18 protein-coding genes are annotated in these 17296 nt (G+C 69.2%); 7 read left to right on the top strand and 11 right to left on the bottom strand.

Going from position 1 to position 17296, the window contains the following annotated elements; genetic code table 11:
* Nucleotide 1: 1 nt before the first annotated feature.
* The 7 genes from GSE44_RS15595 to GSE44_RS15565 are packed head-to-tail and all read right to left on the bottom strand — an operon-like array spanning nt 2 to nt 6857.
* Nucleotides 2–1609, bottom strand: a complete 1608-nt coding sequence (locus tag GSE44_RS15595) for an ABC transporter substrate-binding protein (protein WP_235924859.1) — start codon at nt 1607–1609, stop codon at nt 2–4.
* A gap of 58 nt (nt 1610–1667) precedes the next feature.
* Complete coding sequence (locus GSE44_RS15590) at nt 1668–2135, bottom strand: RidA family protein (RefSeq protein WP_159349753.1); 468 nt, start codon at nt 2133–2135, stop codon at nt 1668–1670.
* On the bottom strand, nt 2135–3055 hold the full coding sequence (locus GSE44_RS15585; protein ID WP_159349752.1) for an NAD-dependent epimerase/dehydratase family protein: 921 nt from the start codon (nt 3053–3055) through the stop codon (nt 2135–2137). The genes GSE44_RS15590 and GSE44_RS15585 overlap by 1 nt, the downstream gene beginning before the upstream one ends.
* The gene (locus GSE44_RS15580; protein WP_235924858.1) at nt 3052–4041 is read right to left on the bottom strand and encodes an ABC transporter ATP-binding protein; all 990 of its coding nucleotides are present in this window, start codon (nt 4039–4041) and stop codon (nt 3052–3054) included. Before GSE44_RS15580 ends, GSE44_RS15585 begins: the two co-directional genes overlap by 4 nt.
* Nucleotides 4038–5039: an ABC transporter ATP-binding protein gene (locus tag GSE44_RS15575; RefSeq protein ID WP_201306091.1), complete on the bottom strand. Its 1002-nt coding sequence runs from the start codon at nt 5037–5039 to the stop codon at nt 4038–4040. Before GSE44_RS15575 ends, GSE44_RS15580 begins: the two co-directional genes overlap by 4 nt.
* 10 nt (nt 5040–5049) lie before the next feature.
* Complete coding sequence (locus GSE44_RS15570; protein WP_159349751.1) at nt 5050–6204, bottom strand: mandelate racemase/muconate lactonizing enzyme family protein; 1155 nt, start codon at nt 6202–6204, stop codon at nt 5050–5052.
* On the bottom strand, nt 6201–6857 hold the full coding sequence (locus GSE44_RS15565; protein ID WP_268893660.1) for a GntR family transcriptional regulator: 657 nt from the start codon (nt 6855–6857) through the stop codon (nt 6201–6203). The genes GSE44_RS15570 and GSE44_RS15565 overlap by 4 nt, the downstream gene beginning before the upstream one ends.
* Before the next feature lie 149 nt (nt 6858–7006).
* Here GSE44_RS15565 and GSE44_RS15560 point away from each other — a divergent pair, with 149 nt between their 5' ends.
* Nucleotides 7007–7873 (top strand): alpha/beta hydrolase, encoded by an 867-nt coding sequence (locus tag GSE44_RS15560; protein ID WP_159349749.1) that lies wholly within the window; start codon nt 7007–7009, stop codon nt 7871–7873.
* 98 nt (nt 7874–7971) lie between these two features.
* Here GSE44_RS15560 and GSE44_RS15555 read toward each other — a convergent pair whose 3' ends face one another.
* Nucleotides 7972–8988, bottom strand: coding sequence for an ABC transporter substrate-binding protein (locus tag GSE44_RS15555; RefSeq protein WP_159349748.1), 1017 nt, complete (start codon nt 8986–8988; stop codon nt 7972–7974).
* A gap of 117 nt (nt 8989–9105) precedes the next feature.
* Here GSE44_RS15555 and GSE44_RS15550 point away from each other — a divergent pair, with 117 nt between their 5' ends.
* The 6 genes from GSE44_RS15550 (at nt 9106) to GSE44_RS15525 (ending at nt 14417) form a co-directional block, all read left to right on the top strand.
* Nucleotides 9106–9747 carry a TetR/AcrR family transcriptional regulator gene (locus tag GSE44_RS15550; protein ID WP_159349747.1) on the top strand — a complete coding sequence of 214 codons (642 nt, stop codon included), beginning with the start codon at nt 9106–9108 and terminating at the stop codon, nt 9745–9747.
* A gap of 94 nt (nt 9748–9841) precedes the next feature.
* Nucleotides 9842–10681: an ABC transporter permease gene (locus GSE44_RS15545; protein WP_159349746.1), complete on the top strand. Its 840-nt coding sequence runs from the start codon at nt 9842–9844 to the stop codon at nt 10679–10681.
* 3 nt (nt 10682–10684) lie between these two features.
* Nucleotides 10685–11758, top strand: coding sequence for an NAD-dependent epimerase/dehydratase family protein (locus GSE44_RS15540; RefSeq protein WP_159349745.1), 1074 nt, complete (start codon nt 10685–10687; stop codon nt 11756–11758).
* Nucleotides 11745–12581: a GNAT family N-acetyltransferase gene (locus GSE44_RS15535; protein ID WP_159349744.1), complete on the top strand. Its 837-nt coding sequence runs from the start codon at nt 11745–11747 to the stop codon at nt 12579–12581. Before GSE44_RS15540 ends, GSE44_RS15535 begins: the two co-directional genes overlap by 14 nt.
* A gap of 13 nt (nt 12582–12594) precedes the next feature.
* Nucleotides 12595–13656 carry a dihydrodipicolinate synthase family protein gene (locus GSE44_RS15530; RefSeq protein ID WP_159349743.1) on the top strand — a complete coding sequence of 354 codons (1062 nt, stop codon included), beginning with the start codon at nt 12595–12597 and terminating at the stop codon, nt 13654–13656.
* Complete coding sequence (locus tag GSE44_RS15525) at nt 13653–14417, top strand: ABC transporter ATP-binding protein (RefSeq protein ID WP_235924857.1); 765 nt, start codon at nt 13653–13655, stop codon at nt 14415–14417. Before GSE44_RS15530 ends, GSE44_RS15525 begins: the two co-directional genes overlap by 4 nt.
* A gap of 4 nt (nt 14418–14421) precedes the next feature.
* Here GSE44_RS15525 and GSE44_RS15520 read toward each other — a convergent pair whose 3' ends face one another.
* The 3 genes from GSE44_RS15520 to GSE44_RS15510 all read right to left on the bottom strand — a co-directional run bounded on the left by GSE44_RS15520 (nt 14422) and on the right by GSE44_RS15510 (nt 17220).
* Entirely contained in the window at nt 14422–15741 is a 1320-nt protein-coding gene (locus GSE44_RS15520) for an NtaA/DmoA family FMN-dependent monooxygenase (protein ID WP_159349742.1), read from the bottom strand.
* A 174-nt stretch (nt 15742–15915) separates the two neighbouring features.
* Entirely contained in the window at nt 15916–16110 is a 195-nt protein-coding gene (locus tag GSE44_RS15515; RefSeq protein ID WP_159349741.1) for a 2-hydroxymuconate tautomerase, read from the bottom strand.
* A 120-nt stretch (nt 16111–16230) separates the two neighbouring features.
* Nucleotides 16231–17220: a Bug family tripartite tricarboxylate transporter substrate binding protein gene (locus GSE44_RS15510; protein ID WP_159349740.1), complete on the bottom strand. Its 990-nt coding sequence runs from the start codon at nt 17218–17220 to the stop codon at nt 16231–16233.
* Nucleotides 17221–17296 lie beyond the last annotated feature (76 nt).

Genomic DNA, 17296 nt, shown 5'->3' with positions numbered 1-17296 from the left:
ATCAGGCGGCGATCCAGGCCTTGGCCAGGCCGAACCACCATCCCGTCGGGTGCTGCACATAGTTGCGCACGCGCTGCTGCGACACCGTCACCAAATCGGGCGAGAAGAGCATCAACGTGGGCACGGTCTCGTCCATCACCTTCTGCAAGCCCAGATAGGCCTCGCGCCGCTTTGCGGGATCGGGCGTCGCCATGCCCGTATCCATGAGACGGTTGGCCTCGGCATTGTTCCAGTTGCGGAAGTCCGCGCCGCGCGGCGTGCCGCGGAAGTGCCGGTAGTACAGCAGGTGCGGATCGGGCTGCGTGCCCCAGTCATTGAAGGTGAAGCGCATGTTGCGCGTGCGGAAGGCGTTCAGCCACACGCCCAGTTCCACCCGCTGCAGGTTCAGCCGGATGCCGATGGGTGCCAGCTGCTGCGCGATGGTGACGGCCGCCGGGTCCATCCATTCGAAGCCGATGATGCTGATCAGGTCCAGCGCGAAGCCATCCCCAAGCCCCGCCTCGGCCAGCAGCGCCTTCGCGCGCGCCGGGTCGGTCTTCTGGAAGGGCAGGGACTCGATCGGCGCGCCCCAGCTCTCCTGCATGGCGGCCGGGATGGTGCCCAGCACCTTGCCCTTGCCGCCGATCGAGGCCTGCATCACCGCGTTCTTGTCGATGGCCAACGCGATGGCCTGCCGCACGCGCTGATCCTTCAGCTGGGCATGGTTGCAGTCGAGGTCGAGCGAGCATTGCCGCAGCGAGAGGGCGGAGGTGATGTTGATTCCCGCCTGCCCCTGGAGCTGCTCCGCATCCTGTGGCCGGGCCAGCAGCGCAAGGTCCACGCGGCGGCTGCGCAGCGCCACCAGCACGCTGGCCGCATTGGGCTGCACGCTGAACAGCACCCCATCCAGATAGGGTTGCCCCTGGCGCCAGTAATTCGGGAAGCGCGCCATGCGGATATGACTCTGCGGCCGGAACTCCTGCAGCATGAAGGGCCCGGTGCCCACCGATTGCTGCGAGAGCCGCGCGCGCGCCTGCGGATTGGCGAAGGTGTCGCGCGGGACCACGCAGCCGAAGCGGTTGGTGAGCGTCATCGGCAGGGAGGCGTTGGGCTCCGACAGGCGGATTACCACGGTATGGTCGTCCGGCGCCTCGATCTCGCTGATAACCCCGAAATCCGCGGCGCCCGGGCTGCCATTGGAGGGGTTACGCACATAGTCGTAGCTGTATTTCACATCGGCCGATGTCATCGGCTGGCCGGTATGGAAGCGCACCCCGCGCCGGATATTGAAGGTATAGGCGAGCCCGTCATCGGAGATCGCCATGGATTCCGCCAGCAGCGGCTTCGCGGTGCCAGAGGCGTGCTCGAACATCAGCCCCTGGTACATCAGCACGGTGACGGCGGTGCGCGCATCGCCAGCCTGATGGAAGGGATCGAGGTTCGGCGGCTCGTTGGCGATGGCGATGGTCAGGATGCCGCCGCGCCGCGCCTGCGGATCATCGGCCCCATAGGGATCTGCCTCCCCACCCGCTGCGCCCTGCGCCCAGGCGGGCATTCCCGAAAGCCCGGTTCCCAGCAGGCCCGCACCGGCGAGCAAGGCGGTGCGGCGGTCGATCATCGGATGCGGCATCGATCTCTACCCCTGTTGTCAGCGTGGAAGGAAAGAAGGCGTCGCGCTTCTCCCGGAATCAGCCCTGGTCCCGCAGAGCGAAGACGAATTCGATCTCGACCGGCACGTTGCGCGGCAGCATCGCCACCCCCACGGCGCTGCGGGCATGGCGCCCCGCCTCGCCGAAAACCTTGCCCAGCAGGTTGGAGGCAGCGTCGATCACCTTCGGCTGGTCGCAGAAGCCGGTGGCCGAGGCGACGAAGCCCGTCACCTTCACCACCCGCGCCACGGCATCGAGCGAACCTGCGACGGAACGCAGCGCGGCCAGGCCCTGCAGGGCGCAGAGCTCCGCCGCGCGGCGCCCGTCCTCCAGCTCCACCTCGGCGCCCAGCCGGCCCAGCACCGGCAGGGCGCCTTCGGCATCGCGCGGCAGCTGCCCGCTCACCCAGACCAGCCCGCGCTCCAGCACCGCCGGCACGTAGTCGAAGGCCGGCTTCGGCAGGGGCGGCAGGGTCAGGCCCAGCTCGGCCAGTCGTGCCTCATGCATCACGCCTTCTCCTTCATCGTCATTTCGTGCAGCGTCTCGGAAAGAATCGCGTCCAGCGCACGGCACGGCGCCCAGCCAAGGGTGCGCAGCCGCGAATCATCCACCAGCGGCAGGTCCGCGGGCGCGGGCTGCTCCACCACCTCGATCCGGCCGCCCAGGGCGGCGGCAATCCGGCCATAGGTCAGGGTCAGCCCGGCCATGTTCAGCAGGCGCGGCGCATCAGGCCGGGCGGCCAGCATCAGCAACGCCTCGGCCGCGTCGTCACCATGCACGGCGTCGAAGGGCGCGGCAGGCACCACCTCATGCGATGCCGAGCCGTCAGCCGCCGCGCGCAGCATCCTCGCGAAGAGCGTGGCGGCGCCGACATACCAGCGCCCTGGCCCGAGCACGAGCGGCAGGCGCAGCGTCGTCACCGACAACCCGAGCGCATCCACCCCCCAATCCGCTGCCAACTCCGCCATGTGCTTCGACAGCCCATAGGCGCTGCGCGGCGCCGGAGCGGCCATCTCGTCCACACACTCCGAAGGGTAGAGACCGGGCGGCCCATAGACGACCGTCGACCCGCATTGCACGACGCGGCGCACCCCCGCCTCTGCACAGGCCGCGAGCACCGCCGCGAAGCCGCCGGCATTCACCGCCACCGCCCGCGCCGGATCGGAGAGCGCCGTGCGCGCCAGCCCATCGCCCGAAGGATTGTGGCCGGCGGCCCAGATCACCGCATCCGGCGCAAAGTCCCGCAGCACGGCAGCGAAGCGGCCCGGCTCCTCCGCCGCGCCCTCGAACCGCGCCACGCCGTCATCGCTGGGCACTTCGCCCGGCCCGAAGGAGGCGGCGGCGATGCCGCGCGCAACGGCCAGCCGCAGCACACGCCCCCCGACGAAGCCGCCCCCCCCAACCACCATCAGACGCGCCATGCTCATGCCGCCTGCTCCATCGCCAGAATGTCGTCGCGGATGCAGGCGGCGCGGCGGTCAGTATCGAGGGGACGCAGCGCAGGCACGTTCTCGGCGCAGGCGGGCAGCGCATAAGGGCAGCGCGTGCGGAAGACGCAGCCGGAAGGCGGCGCCGCCGGGCTCGGAATCTCGCCGCGCAGGATGATACGTGGCCCGCGCGCCTCCCCCGGCCTTCCCGGCGAGGCGGAAAGCAGCGCCCGCGTATAGGGATGGCGCGGCGCGCGCAGCACCGCCGCTGCCTGCCCTTCCTCCATGACCCTTCCGAGATAGAGCACGGCAACGCGATCGCAGAGCGTACGCACCGCACCAAGATCATGCGAGACGAAGAGCAGCGCGAGTTGCCGCTCACTCCGCAACTCCCGCAACAAGGACAGGATTTCGGCGCCGACGGATACGTCCAGTGCCGAGACCGGCTCATCCGCGACGATGAAATCCGGATCCACCGCCAGCGCGCGCGCGATTGCCACGCGCTGCCTCTGCCCACCCGACAGCGCCGCAGGCCGCCGGTCATACAGACCCGGCGACAAGCCGACGCGCTCGAGCAGCGCCGCCGCCCGCTCGCGCGCCGCGTGGCCGGTGGCAAGACGGTGCAGCACCATTCCCTCGGCGATGGAGGCGCCGATCCCCATGCGCGGGTTCAGGCTGCCGAAGGGGTCCTGGAACACCATCTGCATCCGCCGCCGCAGCGGCCGCATCGCCGCGCGCTCGGCCCCAGTGATATCCTGTCCGTCGAACAGCACCTGCCCGGCCGTGGGCCGTGCCAGGCGCAGCAGCATCCGACCGATGGTGGACTTGCCGCTGCCGCTCTCCCCCACCAGCCCCAGCGCCTCGCCGCGACGGATGGCAAGATCCACCCCCGCCACGGCACGCACGGGACGGCGGCGCGGCGCCAGCAGGCTCGGCCCGCCGAACTCCATCACCAGCCTACGCCCCTCGACGATCGGGGCGCTCACGGCACCTCCTCCCAGCGGAGGCAGCGGCTGCGGCGCCCCGGCGCCACGTCGAAGAGCGGCACCGGTCCGGCGCGGCAGGCGGGCACCACCAGCGCGCAGCGATCCGCGAAGCGACAATGCGGCGGCGGCGCCAGCGGGTTGGGCATCAGCCCCGGAATGCCGCGCGGCGGCTCCCCCTCCAGCGAGGGAATGCAATCCAGCAGGGCGCGGGTATAGGGATGGCGCGGCGCCGCCAGTACCTCGGCCGCCGTTCCCTCCTCCACCACCTGCCCCGCGTAAAGAACGCAGATCCGGTGCGCCAGCTCGGCCACCAGCCCGAGATCATGGCTGACGAAGATCATCGCCATACCATTTCGCGCCTGCAGATCCCGCAGCAGGTCCACGATTTGCGCCTGGATCGTCACGTCGAGCGCGGTGGTCGGCTCATCCGCGATCAGCAATCGCGGCTCACCCGCCAGGGCCAGGGCGATGACGGCCCGCTGCCGCATCCCACCCGAAAGCTGGTGTGGAAACTCGCCCGCGCGCCTCGTCGGATCGGGAATGCCCACCAGGCCAAGCAACGCGACCGCCTTATCCGCGGCCTCGCGCCGGCCGATGTCCCGCAGGTGGCGCAGCGTCTCCGCGATCTGGTCGCCGATGGTGAACAGCGGATCGAGCGCGCTGCCTGGGTCCTGGAACACCACCGCGATCTCCCGTCCGCGCAGGCGCCGCAGCCCTTCCCCGCGCAGCGCCAGCAGATCGGTCGTGCCGCCCTCGCGCGCCTGCCAGCGCAGCGCGCCGGTGGAGCGCGTGCCGGCGGCGCCGGCGTGCAGCCGCGCCACCGCCATGGCAGTGACGGACTTTCCGCTGCCGCTTTCCCCCACCAGCGCCAGCGTCTCCCCCGGCGGCACGGCGAAGGACACGTCCTCCACCGCCGTCAACCAACCCTTCGCGCCCCGGAAGGCGACGGAAAGCCGCTCCGCCTGGAGCAGCGGGGAGATGGCGACGGGGGCGTTCACCGCGCCTTGCTCACCGTGGCCGGAAACGTTCAAGGGCGGCGCGATCCGGCTCCACACCCAGGCCGGGCGCGAGGGGCACGGGAATCACGCCATTCACTGGCCGCAGCGGCTCGCGCAGCAGCTCGTCGCGCAGGGGGTTCTCCGCCACGTCATATTCCACCCAGGGCGGGTCCGCCTCGCTTTCCGTGACAGCGGGATAGGGCGGCTGCGCCGCAACGAGATGCACGGCGGCCGCAAGGCCGAGGCCCGTGCCCCAGACATGCGGCGAAAGCCGCGCATGGCGCAGCGTGCAGAGCTGCCCGATCAGCCGCCCCTGCGACAGCCCGCCGCACAGGGCGAGATCGGGCTGCGCGATGTCGATCACGCGCGGCGCCAGCAGCCGGTCGAAGGCATAGGCAGTGTAGAGCGCCTCGCCGGTGGCGATGGAGATCTCGGAGCGCGCGTGCAGCGCGCGATAGCCCTCCTCATCCGCCGGGCTCAGCGGCTCCTCATACCAGTCGATGCCGAAGGGCGCGATGGCACGCATGCTGGCCAGCACCTGGTCCAGCCCGTAATTGCCGTTGGCATCCACGGCGATTCGCATCTCCGGTCCCAGCGTCTCGCGCGCCAGCCGCACCCGCGCCACGTCATCCGCGACGCCGCGGCCAATCTTAATCTTGCAGGCCGCGAAGTCACGGAAGCGCGGCAGCTGCGAGGCCAGGCCTAGCGCCGGATCCGCGGTGAAATACCCGCCCGAGCCATAGACCGGCACGCCATCCCGCGCCTGCCCGCCGATCAGCGCATGCACGGGCAGCCCGTGCTCCTTCCCCAGCGCGTCATGCACCGCCATGTCGAGGCCGGAGAGCAGCGCCATCAGCCCGTTCTGAACGCCGAAGTGGTAGTTGCGGGCCAGCACGCGGTGGAACATCGCGCCATGGTCCACCAGCTGCGCGCCGCGCCAGTCGGCCGCGACGAAATCGAGATAGGCGGCGCAGAAGTCCGGCGGCCCCCAGGCCTCGCCGAATCCACTCACGCCCGTATTCGTCTCGATCTCGACGATGGTGGCGCCGCGGGCGGAAACCAGGCCCCGCGCCATGCCATAGGCACCCGCATCGCCCATGACATGCAGCACGGGATGGAGGGTGATGCGGGCGATGCGCGCCGCGCTGTCGGGGATGGTGGTCACGGCGCCAGGCGCTCCCGCGATTCTTCGAGATGTCGTGCCATAGCGGCCTCGGCCGCGCGGGCGTCCTGGCGCGTCAGTGCATCGAGGATCGCCTCGTGCTCCTTCGCCGTCTCTTCCGCGCCCGTCTGGGCGGCCATGTAGAGGCGTGAGGCATGCACCTGCGCATTCAGCGCGGCGAGAGCCTGCCGCCCCGGCTGGTTGCCGGAAGCCTCGGCGATGGCGTCGTGGAAGGCCTCGTCCGCCGCCGCATGGGTGCGGTGGGTCTTCCACGGGCCGCGCCGCACATGCGCGCCCATGTCGTCCAGGCTGGCTCGGAGCCGCGCGATGGCGTCCGGCCCGATCCGCGCCGCCGCCTGGCCGGCGAGCCAGGGCTCCAGCCGCAGCCGCGTGTCGTAGAGGTCCCGCAGAAAGGCCTGGTCGGGCATGGGCGCGACGGTGAAGCCGAGGAAGGCCTCGTTGCGGACCAAGCCCCGGGCGCAGAGCCCCGCCAGCGCCTCGCGCAGCGGCGTGCTGCTGACGCCCATCTCCCGTGCCAGCGCGTCGATGTTCAGGCGCGCCCCCGAGGGCAGGTCCTGATCCATGATCCGTTCCTGAAGCCGGGCGCGGACCTGTTCAGCCAAGCCCACCCGCGTTATTGATCGTACATCCTGCATCGTGCACGATCCTAGACATGGCAGCCACCTGCCAGCAAGCCGCTTCTTGATGCGGGGTACCGGTCGCCACGCCACGGCCAGGGTGGGCGCCGATTGTCACCATCCGTCCCCCGGCTCTATCGGGGGCGTCCGTCACCGGAGTGCATGCCTTGAGCCAAGCCGCGCCCTTTTGGGCCTCGCTCTCTCCCGAAGAGCATGAGTTCCACTACAATCCCCAGCGCGCCTTCCCGGATTTCGCCACGCATCGCCTCCGGCGCACGCCCGCGAATGATGCCGCCCATGCCGGGCTGCGCAAGCACCGCGACATCGCCTATGGCGACCATCCGAGGCGCCGGCTGGATGTCTATCCCGCGGCCCAGTCCAATGCCCCGGTGCATGTCTTCTTCCATGGCGGCTACTGGCGCGCCAATGACAAGGAGAGCTTCGCCTTTATCGCGCAGGCGCTGGTGCGGCAGGGCATCACCGCAGTGATCGCCAGCTACGAGCTGTGCCCAGACTCCACGCTGGACGGCACCGTGGATTCCGCCATCGCCGCGGTGGAATGGACCCGGCGCCACATTGCCGAATATGGCGGGAACCCGATGGCCATCAGCCTGTCCGGCCATTCCGCCGGGGCGCATCTCTGCGCGGCGGCATTGGCCGAGGACTGGGGCGCGCGCGGACTGGATTCCACCTTCCTGCGCGGCGCCGTGATGATCAGCGGCATCTACGATCCAGCGCCCGCGATGCTCACCACGGTGAACGCCGATCTGCGCCTGACGCCGGAGATCGCGGCACGGCATGACCTGGAGCGGCGCGCACCCACCGCAAACTGCCCCGTGCATCTCTTTGTCGGCGGGCGTGAGCCCTGGCACTGGATCGACCTGACCTTCCGCTACGCTCACCACCTGCGACGGCATGGCGCCGATCCGGAGGTGCATGTGCTGCCCGGCCATGACCACTTCGACATCCTCGACCAATACATGCAGCCGGAGAGCCCGATCCTCCGGGCCGTGGTGCGGGCGGCAAAGGGGTAAAAAGGCCAGGGGAAAGAATTCCCTCGGACCCCCATCTTCTTCTTTCCGATAAAAATAGAAGGGGGTCCGGGGGGATACCTCCCCCCGGCCTTCCTTCCTCAGCCCGCCGTCATCTTGATCGATGTATCCAGGAAGGCATTCGTATAGGCCTTCTCCAGCTCGAAGGGCTGCGCTCCTTCGAAATGCGCCTGGATCAGCTCATAATCCGCCTTCATCCGCTCCGCATCGAATACGCCGAGCGCGACGGAGGTGGTGGTCGGGTCGCGCATCATCTCCTTCACGCGCTCCCACTGGTCCCGCTGGCTGCGCTCCTCCAGGCCGGAGGCGGCGGCGAAGAGGGCATCCAGCCCCAGCTTTGCATCGGCCACGCAGGCCGCGAAGGCGCGCTGCGAAACCTGCACGAAGCTGCGCACCAGGTCCGGCTGCTTCGCCAGCACATCGCCATTCGCGATGATCGAGTTGCCATAGGAGTTCAGCCCCGTATCGCTCCAGCGCAGGAAGCCGAGATCGGCGCCGAATTCACGGAGCTTCACGTCATGCGAGTTGTAGAAATCCGTGGTGATGTCGATCACCTTGTTCTTCAACGAGGGCACCTTGGCCGCGGGCGTGATGTTGACGAAGCGGACGGACGCGGGATCGATTCCCGCCCGCCTGGCGAAGGCTGGCCACATCACCCGCGCCGCGTCTCCGGGCGGGTTTCCGACGGAACGGCCGACGAAATCCTTCGGCTCGGAGATGCCGCTGCTGCGCAGCCAGTAGAAGGTCTGCGGGGTGTTCGCATAGACAGTCATGACAGCGGCCAGGTTGCCGCCACGGCTGCGCGCCAACAGCGCCGTCGGCATTTCAGAGATGCCAAGCTGCGCGGTGCCCGCCGCCACGCGTTGCGCGGAGGGGCCGGAGCCGCGGCCCGTCTCGATCGTCACGTCCAGCCCCGCCTTCTCGTACCAGCCCTGGGCCTTGGCGAAGAAATAGGGGCCGTGATCCGCCCCCGGCGTCCAGTTCAGCACGAAGGTCACGCGTTCCCGGGCGAAGGCGCTGCGCGGGGCGATGAAGGGCGCGGCAAGGCCGGCGAGAAGGATTCCGCGGCGGGAGAAGGCGGAACGGTCCCTGGTCATGCGGAGCTTATCCCCTTATCGAGGCCCTGCGCGGGCGGCGTTTTGGAAACCCTATCACGCCGCTTCCGCATCGCAACAGCATTCAACCAAACGGTTGGTAAGGATGTTCCGCTGGCCATGACCCCGTCACCCCGCCGCCCACAGGGGCGCCGTGACCCGGACAGCACGCGCCGCGCCCTGCTGAATGCTGCGATCGGCGAGTTCGCGGAGAAGGGACTTGCCGGCGCGCGGGTGGATGAGATCGCCGCGCGGGCGGGGGTGAACAAGCAGCTCGTCTACCATCACTTCGGCACCAAGGAGGACCTCTACGCGGCAGCGCTGGAGGAGGTCTATGCGGAGATCCGCACGAAGGAGCAGGCCCTGCACCTGGCCGACCTCCCACCGCGGGACGCGATGGAAAGGCTGGTCGGCTTTTCCTTCGACCACCTCGCCCGGCACCCGGAATTCGTGGCCCTGCTGAACGACGAGAACCAGCACAGTGCGCGGCATGTGCGTGAATCGCCGCGCCTCATGGAGATGCATTCGCCCCTGGTTGGTCTGCTGGACGAAACACTGCGGCGCGGTGCCGCCGCCGGCCTGTTCCGGGGCGACCTCGACCCGGTGGATGTCTATATCTCCATCGCCGGCATTGCCTATTTCTACTTCTCTAACAACCGCACGCTCTCGGCGATCTTTGGAACGCGGCTGGACACCAGGGCAGCCATCGCGCGGCGCCGGCGCCACACCATCGAGTTCGTCCTCTCCGCACTGCGCCCCTGACCGGCTATCAACCAGTTGGTTGACACTGCGCGAGGCTTCCCGTTAGCGTTCCGCCTCCGGTCCGTAAGGCCGGACAGCAGAGGAAAGGCCGGGAATGATCGCGAATGCGGCGAGCACCGACATCCAGGCTGTACCCACGGCGGATGCGCAAACGGACGCCCGCGTCGCCGCGGCTGCCCGGGCCACGCGCCGCCGCTGGGCGGTGATCGTCCTCGTCCATGTCGCTGTCGTGCTGCTGTGGGAATTGCTGGTGAAGGCGGCGAAGATCCCCGCCTTCATCCTGCCTGCGCCCAGCGACGTGCTTGCCACCCTCGCCGCGCCGACCAATGCCTGGGTCTCAAACACGCTGGTGACGGCGGCGGAGATCCTCGGCGGCTACCTGCTGGCGGTGGCGCTGGGCGTCAGCCTCGCGTTGCTCTTCTCCTGGTCGAGCCTCCTGATGCTGTTGGTCTTTCCGCTGCTGGTCACGCTGAACATGATCCCGAAGGTCGCGCTCGGCCCCATCGTGGTCGTGTGGATGAGCTACGGCATCTTCACCAATATGCTGATCACCTTCAGCCTGTGCTTCTTCCCCATCCTGCTGACCACCGCCCGCGGGTTGCGGGAAGTGGAGCCCGACCTGCTGGATCTGGTGCATTCGCTGAAGGGTTCGCGCTGGCAGGTGTTCCGCTACATCCAGCTGCCCGGCTCGCTGCCCTACATCTTCTCCGGCATGAAGGTCGGCGCCATCCTCGCCGTTGCCGGCGCGGTGGTGGGCGAATTCATCGCCTCCGAACGCGGCCTCGCCTATCTGATGATCCAGGTGCAGTCCTCGCTCGACACGGCGGCCATGTTCATGGCCGTCTTCCTCCTCACCCTGCTCGGCCTGACCCTCTACCTGATCGTCCTGGGCCTGGAGCATCGCTTCGTCCCACGGGACGCAAGGAAGGGATAAGCCATGTCCGCAGCCACGCTGAACCCGGCCGCCGAAGCCGAATGGCTCGACCCCGCGCATTTCCCCGACCGCTTCGAGGATGACGAGGCGCTGGACGCCTTCCTCTCCCGCCCCAGCCAAGCCCTTGCTGCTGACCTTGCGGCACTGGATGGTGACGTTATGGTATTGGGCGTGGGCGGCAAGATGGGCCCCACCCTCGCCCGGCTGGCACGCAACGCAGCGCCCGACAAACGCATCTTCGGCGTCGCCCGCTTCAGCGAGGCCGGGCTGCGCGAAGGGCTCGAGAAGAACGGCGTCGAGACCATCGCCTGCGACCTTCTGGACCGCGCGGCGCTGGAGAAGCTGCCCCGCGCGAAGAACGTCATCCTCATGGCCGGCCGCAAGTTCGGCGCATCGGGCGACCAGGCGCTGACCTGGGCCATGAACACCCATGTCCCCGCGCTGGTGGGGGAAGCCTTCCGCGAGTCCCGCATCGTCGCCTTCTCCACCGGCTGCGTTTACCCCTTCGTGCCGGTGGACAGCGGCGGCTCCGCCGAGGACAGCCCGCTCAACCCCCCGGGCGAATACGCCTTCTCCTGCATCGGGCGGGAACGCCTGCTGCAGCACTTCTCCAACATGCACAAGACGCCGGGCCGGCTGTTCCGCCTAAACTACGCGATCGACCTGCGCTACGGCGTGCTGTTCGACATCGCCTGCAAGGTGCGTGACGGGCAGGAGGTGGACGTCACCATGGGCCATGTGAACGTCATCTGGCAGGGGGATGCCAACACCCAGGCGTTGCGCAGCCTGCGCCATTGCGCCGTGCCCTCCGCACCCCTGAATGTCACGGGCCCCGAGACCATCTCCGTGCGCTGGCTCGCCAAGGCCTTCGGCGAGCGCCTCGGCAAGGCGCCCCTCATCACCGGCCAGGAAGCACCCACCGCTTGGCTGAACAACTCGGCGGAAGCGGCACGGCTATTCGGTTACCCCCTCGTGCCGCTGGCGCGCATGGTCGACTGGGTGGCGGATTGGGTGGCGCGCGGCGGCAAGAGCCTCGGCAAGCCGACGCATTTCGAGGTGCGGGATGGCGCCTACTGACGCCCTCTCCATCACGGCGCTGACGCCTGCGGCCATGGAAGGCTGCCTGGCTCTCTCGGCCGAGGCCGGGTGGAACCAGAGCGCCGCGGATTGGGATGTGTTTTTCCGCGGCGGCACCGTCTTCGGCATCGGCGATGCGCACCGTCCGGACGCCACCGGTGCGGTGCTACCCTATTCCGGCGGCTTCGGCTGGGTGAGCATGGTGCTCGTCACCGCCCCCCAGCGGGGCAAGGGCCTCGGCACCCGCATCCTGTGTCGCTGCATCGAAGCGCTGGGCGCGCAGGGCCTGTGCCCTGCGCTGGATGCCACCCCGGCTGGTGAGCGGATCTACCGCCCCCTCGGCTTCCGCACCCAGCTTGGCCTCACGCGCTGGCGCGGCATGGGCGGGGGCGCAGTACCCGCGGGGGTGCGCCCGCTCGCCCCGACGGAGCTGTCCGTCGCGGCCGCCGCCGATGCCGCCGCCTTCGGTGCCGAGCGCGGCGCGCTGCTGCGGGACCTGCTGGACCGCGCTCGCGCCCAGGCCTTCCGCACCGCGGAGGGCACCGGCTTCGTCCTCGCCCGCCCCGGGCGCCAAGCCCTGCAGATCGGCCCTCTGGTGGCGGAGAGCGAGACGGAGGCCGCCACCCTGCTGGATGCCGCCCTGGCCAGGGCGGACGGCCCGGTGCTGCTGGACCTCGCCGATCGCTGGACAGCGCTCGCCGCCCAACTCCGCGCCCGCGGCTTCACGCCCGAGCGCCCCTTTAACCGCATGGCCCTGAACCGGGCCGAGCCCTTCGGTAATCCCGCCCGCCTGATGATGGTGGCAGGGCCGGAGCTGGGCTGACAGGAAGGACATCATGGGCCTGCACCGCACCGACCTGCCGCCCGAGACGCTGCGGCTTCTCCGCCAGGGCGTGGCCATCCCCGCCCATCCGCTGGCGTTGGACGCAAACCGTCAGTTCGACCGTCGCCGCCAGCGCGCGCTCAGCCGCTACTACATCAATGCCGGCGCAGGCGGCCTGGCGGTCGGCGTGCACACCACCCAGTTCGAAATCCGCGATGTCGGCCTCTATCGCCCCGTGCTCGAAGCCGCGATGGAGGACAGCCGCGCCTGGACCGACCGCCCGCTGGTGATGGTGGCAGGCCTCGCCGGCCGCACGGAGCAGGCGGTGCAGGAGGCGAAGACCGCCGCCGCCCTCGGCTACCATGCCGGCCTGCTCAGCCTCGCCGCGATGAAGGGCGCCTCGACGGAGGAGATCCTCGCCCATTGCCGCCGCATCGCGGAGGAAATCCCGCTCGTCGGCTTCTACCTCCAGCCAGCCGTCGGCGGCGTCTCGCTCGGAGCCGACTTCTGGCGCGCCTTCTGCGCCATCGACAACGTCATCGCCGTGAAGGTCGCCCCCTTCAACCGCTACCGCACGCTGGACGTGGTGCGTGGCCTGGTCGAGGCCGGGGCGGAGGAGCGCGTGACGCTCTACACCGGCAATGACGACCATATCGTGCTGGACCTCGTCACCCCCTTCACCGTGAAGCGGGACGGCGTGCCCGTGACGGTCCGCTTCCAGGGCGGCTTGCTCGGCCACTGGTCGGTCTGGACGCGCGGCGCCGTGCAGTTGCTGGAACGGCTGAAGGCCGCTGTCGCCGCCGGCCCCCTCCCCCCGGAGATCCTGGCACTGGATTCCGCCGTCACCGACTGCAACGCCGCCTTCTTCGACGTGGCGAACGACTTCCACGGCTGCATCGCCGGCTGCCATGAAATCCTTCGCCGCCAGGGGTTGCTGGAAGGCACCTGGTGCCTCAACCCCGCCGAGGGGCTGAGCCCCGGCCAGTCCGAGGCGATCGACCGCATCTGCCGCCTCTACCCCGAATTCTCCGACGACGCCTTTGTCGCCGGGAACCTGGAGCGCTGGCTTTCGTGACCGAGCCCCTCATTCGCCTCGAGAACGTCCGCAAGACCTACCGCACCGATGGCCAGGATTTCGTCGCCGTCTCCGATGTCACCATGGCGGTGAAGGAGGGCGACCTCGTCTCCCTCGTTGGCCCCTCCGGCTGCGGCAAGACCACTGTGCTGAAGATCCTGGCCGGCCTGCATGACGCCGACAGCGGCATGGTCCGGATTGGCCATGCCGCCTCCACCTTCGTCCCCGGCCGAGACGTGGGCATGGTGTTCCAGCAGGCGCTGCTGCTGAAGTGGCGCAACATCCTGGACAACGTGACGCTTCCGGCCGAAATCCTCGGCCTGCCGCTGCGCGAGGCGAAGGAGCGGGCACGCCACCTGCTCGCCATGGTCGGGCTGCGCGGCTCGGAAGATAAATACCCCTACCAGCTCTCCGGCGGCATGCAGCAGCGCGCCGCCATCGCCCGCGCCCTGGTGCATGATCCGAAGCTGATCCTGATGGACGAACCCTTCGGTGCGCTGGATGCCCTCACCCGCGAGCGCATGAACCTCGAGATGCTGCGCATCTGGCGGGAAAGCGGGAAGACGGTCCTCTTCGTCACCCACTCCATCCAGGAAGCCGTCTTCCTCGGCGCCCGCTGCGCCGTGCTGACCGCCGGCCCGGCGCGCATGGCCGATTACTTCGACATCGACCTGCCCGTCGAACGCGACCTCGCCATCAAGACCAGCGAGGCCTTCGGTGGCTATGTGAAGCGCATCTACGGCCTGCTCGGGATGAGCTGAGGGATCAGAATTCCAGCAGGTTCTCGCGGAAGGTCGAGTGGCCATAGGCGCGGCGCACCAGTCCGCGCGCCTGCAGCGCCGGCACCAGCCCATCCGCCACCTCGGCCACCACGCGGCGGCTGACATCGCCCATGGAGAACAGGAAGCCGTCCCCGCCGACCTCCTGCACCGCCTCGGCCATCTGCCCGGCGATGGCATCCACCGTGCCGCAGAGATCCACCGATAGCCCAGTGCCGCTATAGTCGGTGAAGGCCTGGCGCAGCGTCTTCCCACCGGCGCCCAGCCGCTTCAGCGTGTCCAGGTTCTGCTGGTGGCCGTTGGTGCGCAGGTTCTCGTCGATCGGCTTGTCGAGATCCATGCTGCCGAAGTCGATATTGGTCACCTTGCTGAAATGCGCGAGCCGCTGAGCGATCCTGCGGTCCGCCTGCGCGATGCGCTCCAGCCGCCGCATCTCCGCATGCTCCGCGCTCTCGCCGATGATCGGGTTGATGAGGAACAGCACCTTGATGTTGTCGGGGTTGCGCCCGGCCGACACCGCCCGCGCGCGAATGTCGTCGCGATAGGATTTCATCGCGGCAAGGCCCTTCGGATTCGCCACCACCGTCTCGCCATGCGTTGCCGCGAACTGCCGCCCGCGCGGCGAGCCGCCGGCCTGCGCGATCACCGGCCGCCCCTGGATGCAGGGCCCGGAATTCAGCGGCCCGCGCGAGCTGTACCACTTGCCCTTGAAATCCACGGTGTGGACCTTGGTATGGTCCACCAGCACACGGCTTTCGCGGTCCGCCACCAGCGCGTCGGGTTCCCAGCTGTCCCAGAGCGCGTTCACGCAGGCCATGTACTCATCGGCCATGTCGTAGCGCAGGTCATGCTCCGGCAACCCGTCCAACCCGTAGTTGCGCGCCGCCATGTCGCTGCTGCCGGTCACCATGTTCCAGCCGGCGCGCCCGGCCGAAATCTGGTCCAGCGTCGCGATGATGCGCGCCAGCAGGTAAGGCGGGTGGGTGAAGGTGGCGAAGGTGGTGGCGATGCCGATCCGCTTCGTCGCAGCGAAGAGCAGCGTCGCTACGACGGAAGGATCCTGCCGCGGTACGGAAAGCCCGTGCTTCAGATAGATCTCGCGCGATCCGCCATAGGCCTCGCCGACATAGGAGCTGTCTTCCAGCAAGATGTAGTCGAAGCAGGCGCGCTCCAGCGCCTGGGCCATGTCGATGAACAGGCTGGGCCACATCCAGTCCTGGCCGATATTCCCGGTCCAGGGCTCACCCCAGGCCTGGGCGCTGGAGCCCTGCAGGAACCAGCCGAGATGAAAAGGACGCGCGGCCATGGATGCTCTCCGATCGGGCGTGCGGGATGTCGCACGCCGAAGTCCCGTGCGGCCTGGCTCCCGTCACCGGCGATTCTGGGTCGCTCTCCGGGTTACTGTTTCCGATCACCTTCGGCTTTGCAACCGAGGCGATGGCGCGGCCAGTCTCCCTGCCTACACCATCGGCTGCCGCGATCAGTCCTTGGCCTTGACGGACATCAGCTCACCGCCGGCGGCCCAATTTTCTTTCGCGACGTCCCGGAAGACGATGCTGGTGCTGGCGGGCGACGCACCGGCATGGGCCTGTAGCGCCTCGGTCACCGCGCGCGAGACCGCGGCCTTCTGTTCCTCGGTGCGGCCAGCAAGCAGTTCGATGGTGACATGGGGCATGATGCGGGACTCCGTCCTGTACTTGGGTTGCCGGTCGTCGAGGTGGATGTATCTCCGGCCAAACCGGCCGCCGGGCAATCGCACCCGCGGGCCGGCGCGGAGACGGCGCCCGGAGATCCGCTACTCGGCCCGGATGCCGGCCCGCTGCACCACCTGCTTCCAGCGCGCGATCTCCCGCGCCTGGAAGGCCGCGAACTCAGCCGGCTCGTTCGCCACCACCGTCAACCCGGCGCGGCGGAGGTTCTCCACCACCTCCGGCTCGCGCAGCGCCGCCGCCACGGCGCCATGCACGCGCCGCAGCAGCGGCTCAGGCATGTTCGCGGGCCCCGCGACGCCCTGCCAGGAGGTGGCGACGAAATCCGCCAGCCCCGCCTCGGCGGCGGTGGGCACCTGCGGCAGCACCGGATCGCGCTCCGCCGAGGTCACGATGATCGGCCGGAGGCGCCCATCGGCGATCTGCCCCGCCACCACGCCGAGATCGAGGAAGGCCAGCTGCACGGTGCCGGACAGCAGCGCGGTCACGGCGGCCCCGCCCCCGGCATAGGGCACATGGGTCGGGTCGGTGCCGGTCAGCTGCTTGAAGGCCTCCATCGTCAGATGGTGGGAGGATCCGATGCCGCTGGTGGAATAGGCGGTGCGCCCCGCCTCCCGCTTCAGCCAGGTGATCACCCCGGCCAGGTCGGTGGCCTCCACCGCCTGCGGATTCACCACCAGCACATTCGGCGAGGTCACGGCCAGGGTAATCGGCGTGAAGTCCCGCTGCGGATCATAGCCAAGGTTCGGCCGCAATGCCGGGTTGATCGCGAAGACACCGATCGCGCCGAGCAGGATCATGTGCCCGTCCGGCACGCTGCGAGCCAGCAGGCGCGAGGCGATCTCGCCATTCGCCCCGGGCCGGTTCTCCGCCACCACCGGTCGCCCCAGCACCGGCTGCATACGCTGCGCAATCGCGCGGGCCACCAGGTCCGAGGCGCCGCCAGGGCCATAGGGAACGAGGATGGTCACCGCCCGGCTCGGCCAGGCTGCCTCCTCCTGCGCCATGCCTTGTCCCGGCTGCAGCGCCATCCCCGCGGCCGCCACGCAACCCGCCAGAACGTTCCGACGAAACATCCGCTTCCCTCCCTGCCGGACCACGTGCACCCCGCCGGCGCCGCCATCCCCCTGAATTGTCGGCCATCATACCCCC

The organism is Muricoccus harenae (assembly GCF_009848505.1).
Lineage (GTDB): Bacteria > Pseudomonadota > Alphaproteobacteria > Acetobacterales > Acetobacteraceae > Roseomonas > Roseomonas harenae.
The sequence above is the reverse complement of the archived record's forward strand: the minus strand, read 5'-3'. Positions and strand labels throughout refer to the sequence as shown.

Bases quoted from the DNA above. Each gene is read 5' to 3' on its own strand.
- GSE44_RS15555 (WP_159349748.1), bottom strand. From the start codon at position 8,988: ATGACCAGGGACCGTTCCGCCTTCTCCCGCCGCGGAATCCTTCTCGCC.
- GSE44_RS15590 (WP_159349753.1), bottom strand. From the start codon at position 2,135: ATGCATGAGGCACGACTGGCCGAGCTGGGCCTGACCCTGCCGCCCCTG.
- GSE44_RS15565 (WP_268893660.1), bottom strand. From the start codon at position 6,857: ATGCAGGATGTACGATCAATAACGCGGGTGGGCTTGGCTGAACAGGTC.
- GSE44_RS15585 (WP_159349752.1), bottom strand. From the start codon at position 3,055: ATGAGCATGGCGCGTCTGATGGTGGTTGGGGGGGGCGGCTTCGTCGGG.
- GSE44_RS15545 (WP_159349746.1), top strand. From the start codon at position 9,842: ATGATCGCGAATGCGGCGAGCACCGACATCCAGGCTGTACCCACGGCG.
- GSE44_RS15510 (WP_159349740.1), bottom strand. From the start codon at position 17,220: ATGTTTCGTCGGAACGTTCTGGCGGGTTGCGTGGCGGCCGCGGGGATG.
- GSE44_RS15540 (WP_159349745.1), top strand. From the start codon at position 10,685: ATGTCCGCAGCCACGCTGAACCCGGCCGCCGAAGCCGAATGGCTCGAC.
- GSE44_RS15530 (WP_159349743.1), top strand. From the start codon at position 12,595: ATGGGCCTGCACCGCACCGACCTGCCGCCCGAGACGCTGCGGCTTCTC.
- GSE44_RS15535 (WP_159349744.1), top strand. From the start codon at position 11,745: ATGGCGCCTACTGACGCCCTCTCCATCACGGCGCTGACGCCTGCGGCC.
- GSE44_RS15550 (WP_159349747.1), top strand. From the start codon at position 9,106: ATGACCCCGTCACCCCGCCGCCCACAGGGGCGCCGTGACCCGGACAGC.
- GSE44_RS15520 (WP_159349742.1), bottom strand. From the start codon at position 15,741: ATGGCCGCGCGTCCTTTTCATCTCGGCTGGTTCCTGCAGGGCTCCAGC.
- GSE44_RS15515 (WP_159349741.1), bottom strand. From the start codon at position 16,110: ATGCCCCATGTCACCATCGAACTGCTTGCTGGCCGCACCGAGGAACAG.
- GSE44_RS15595 (WP_235924859.1), bottom strand. From the start codon at position 1,609: ATGCCGCATCCGATGATCGACCGCCGCACCGCCTTGCTCGCCGGTGCG.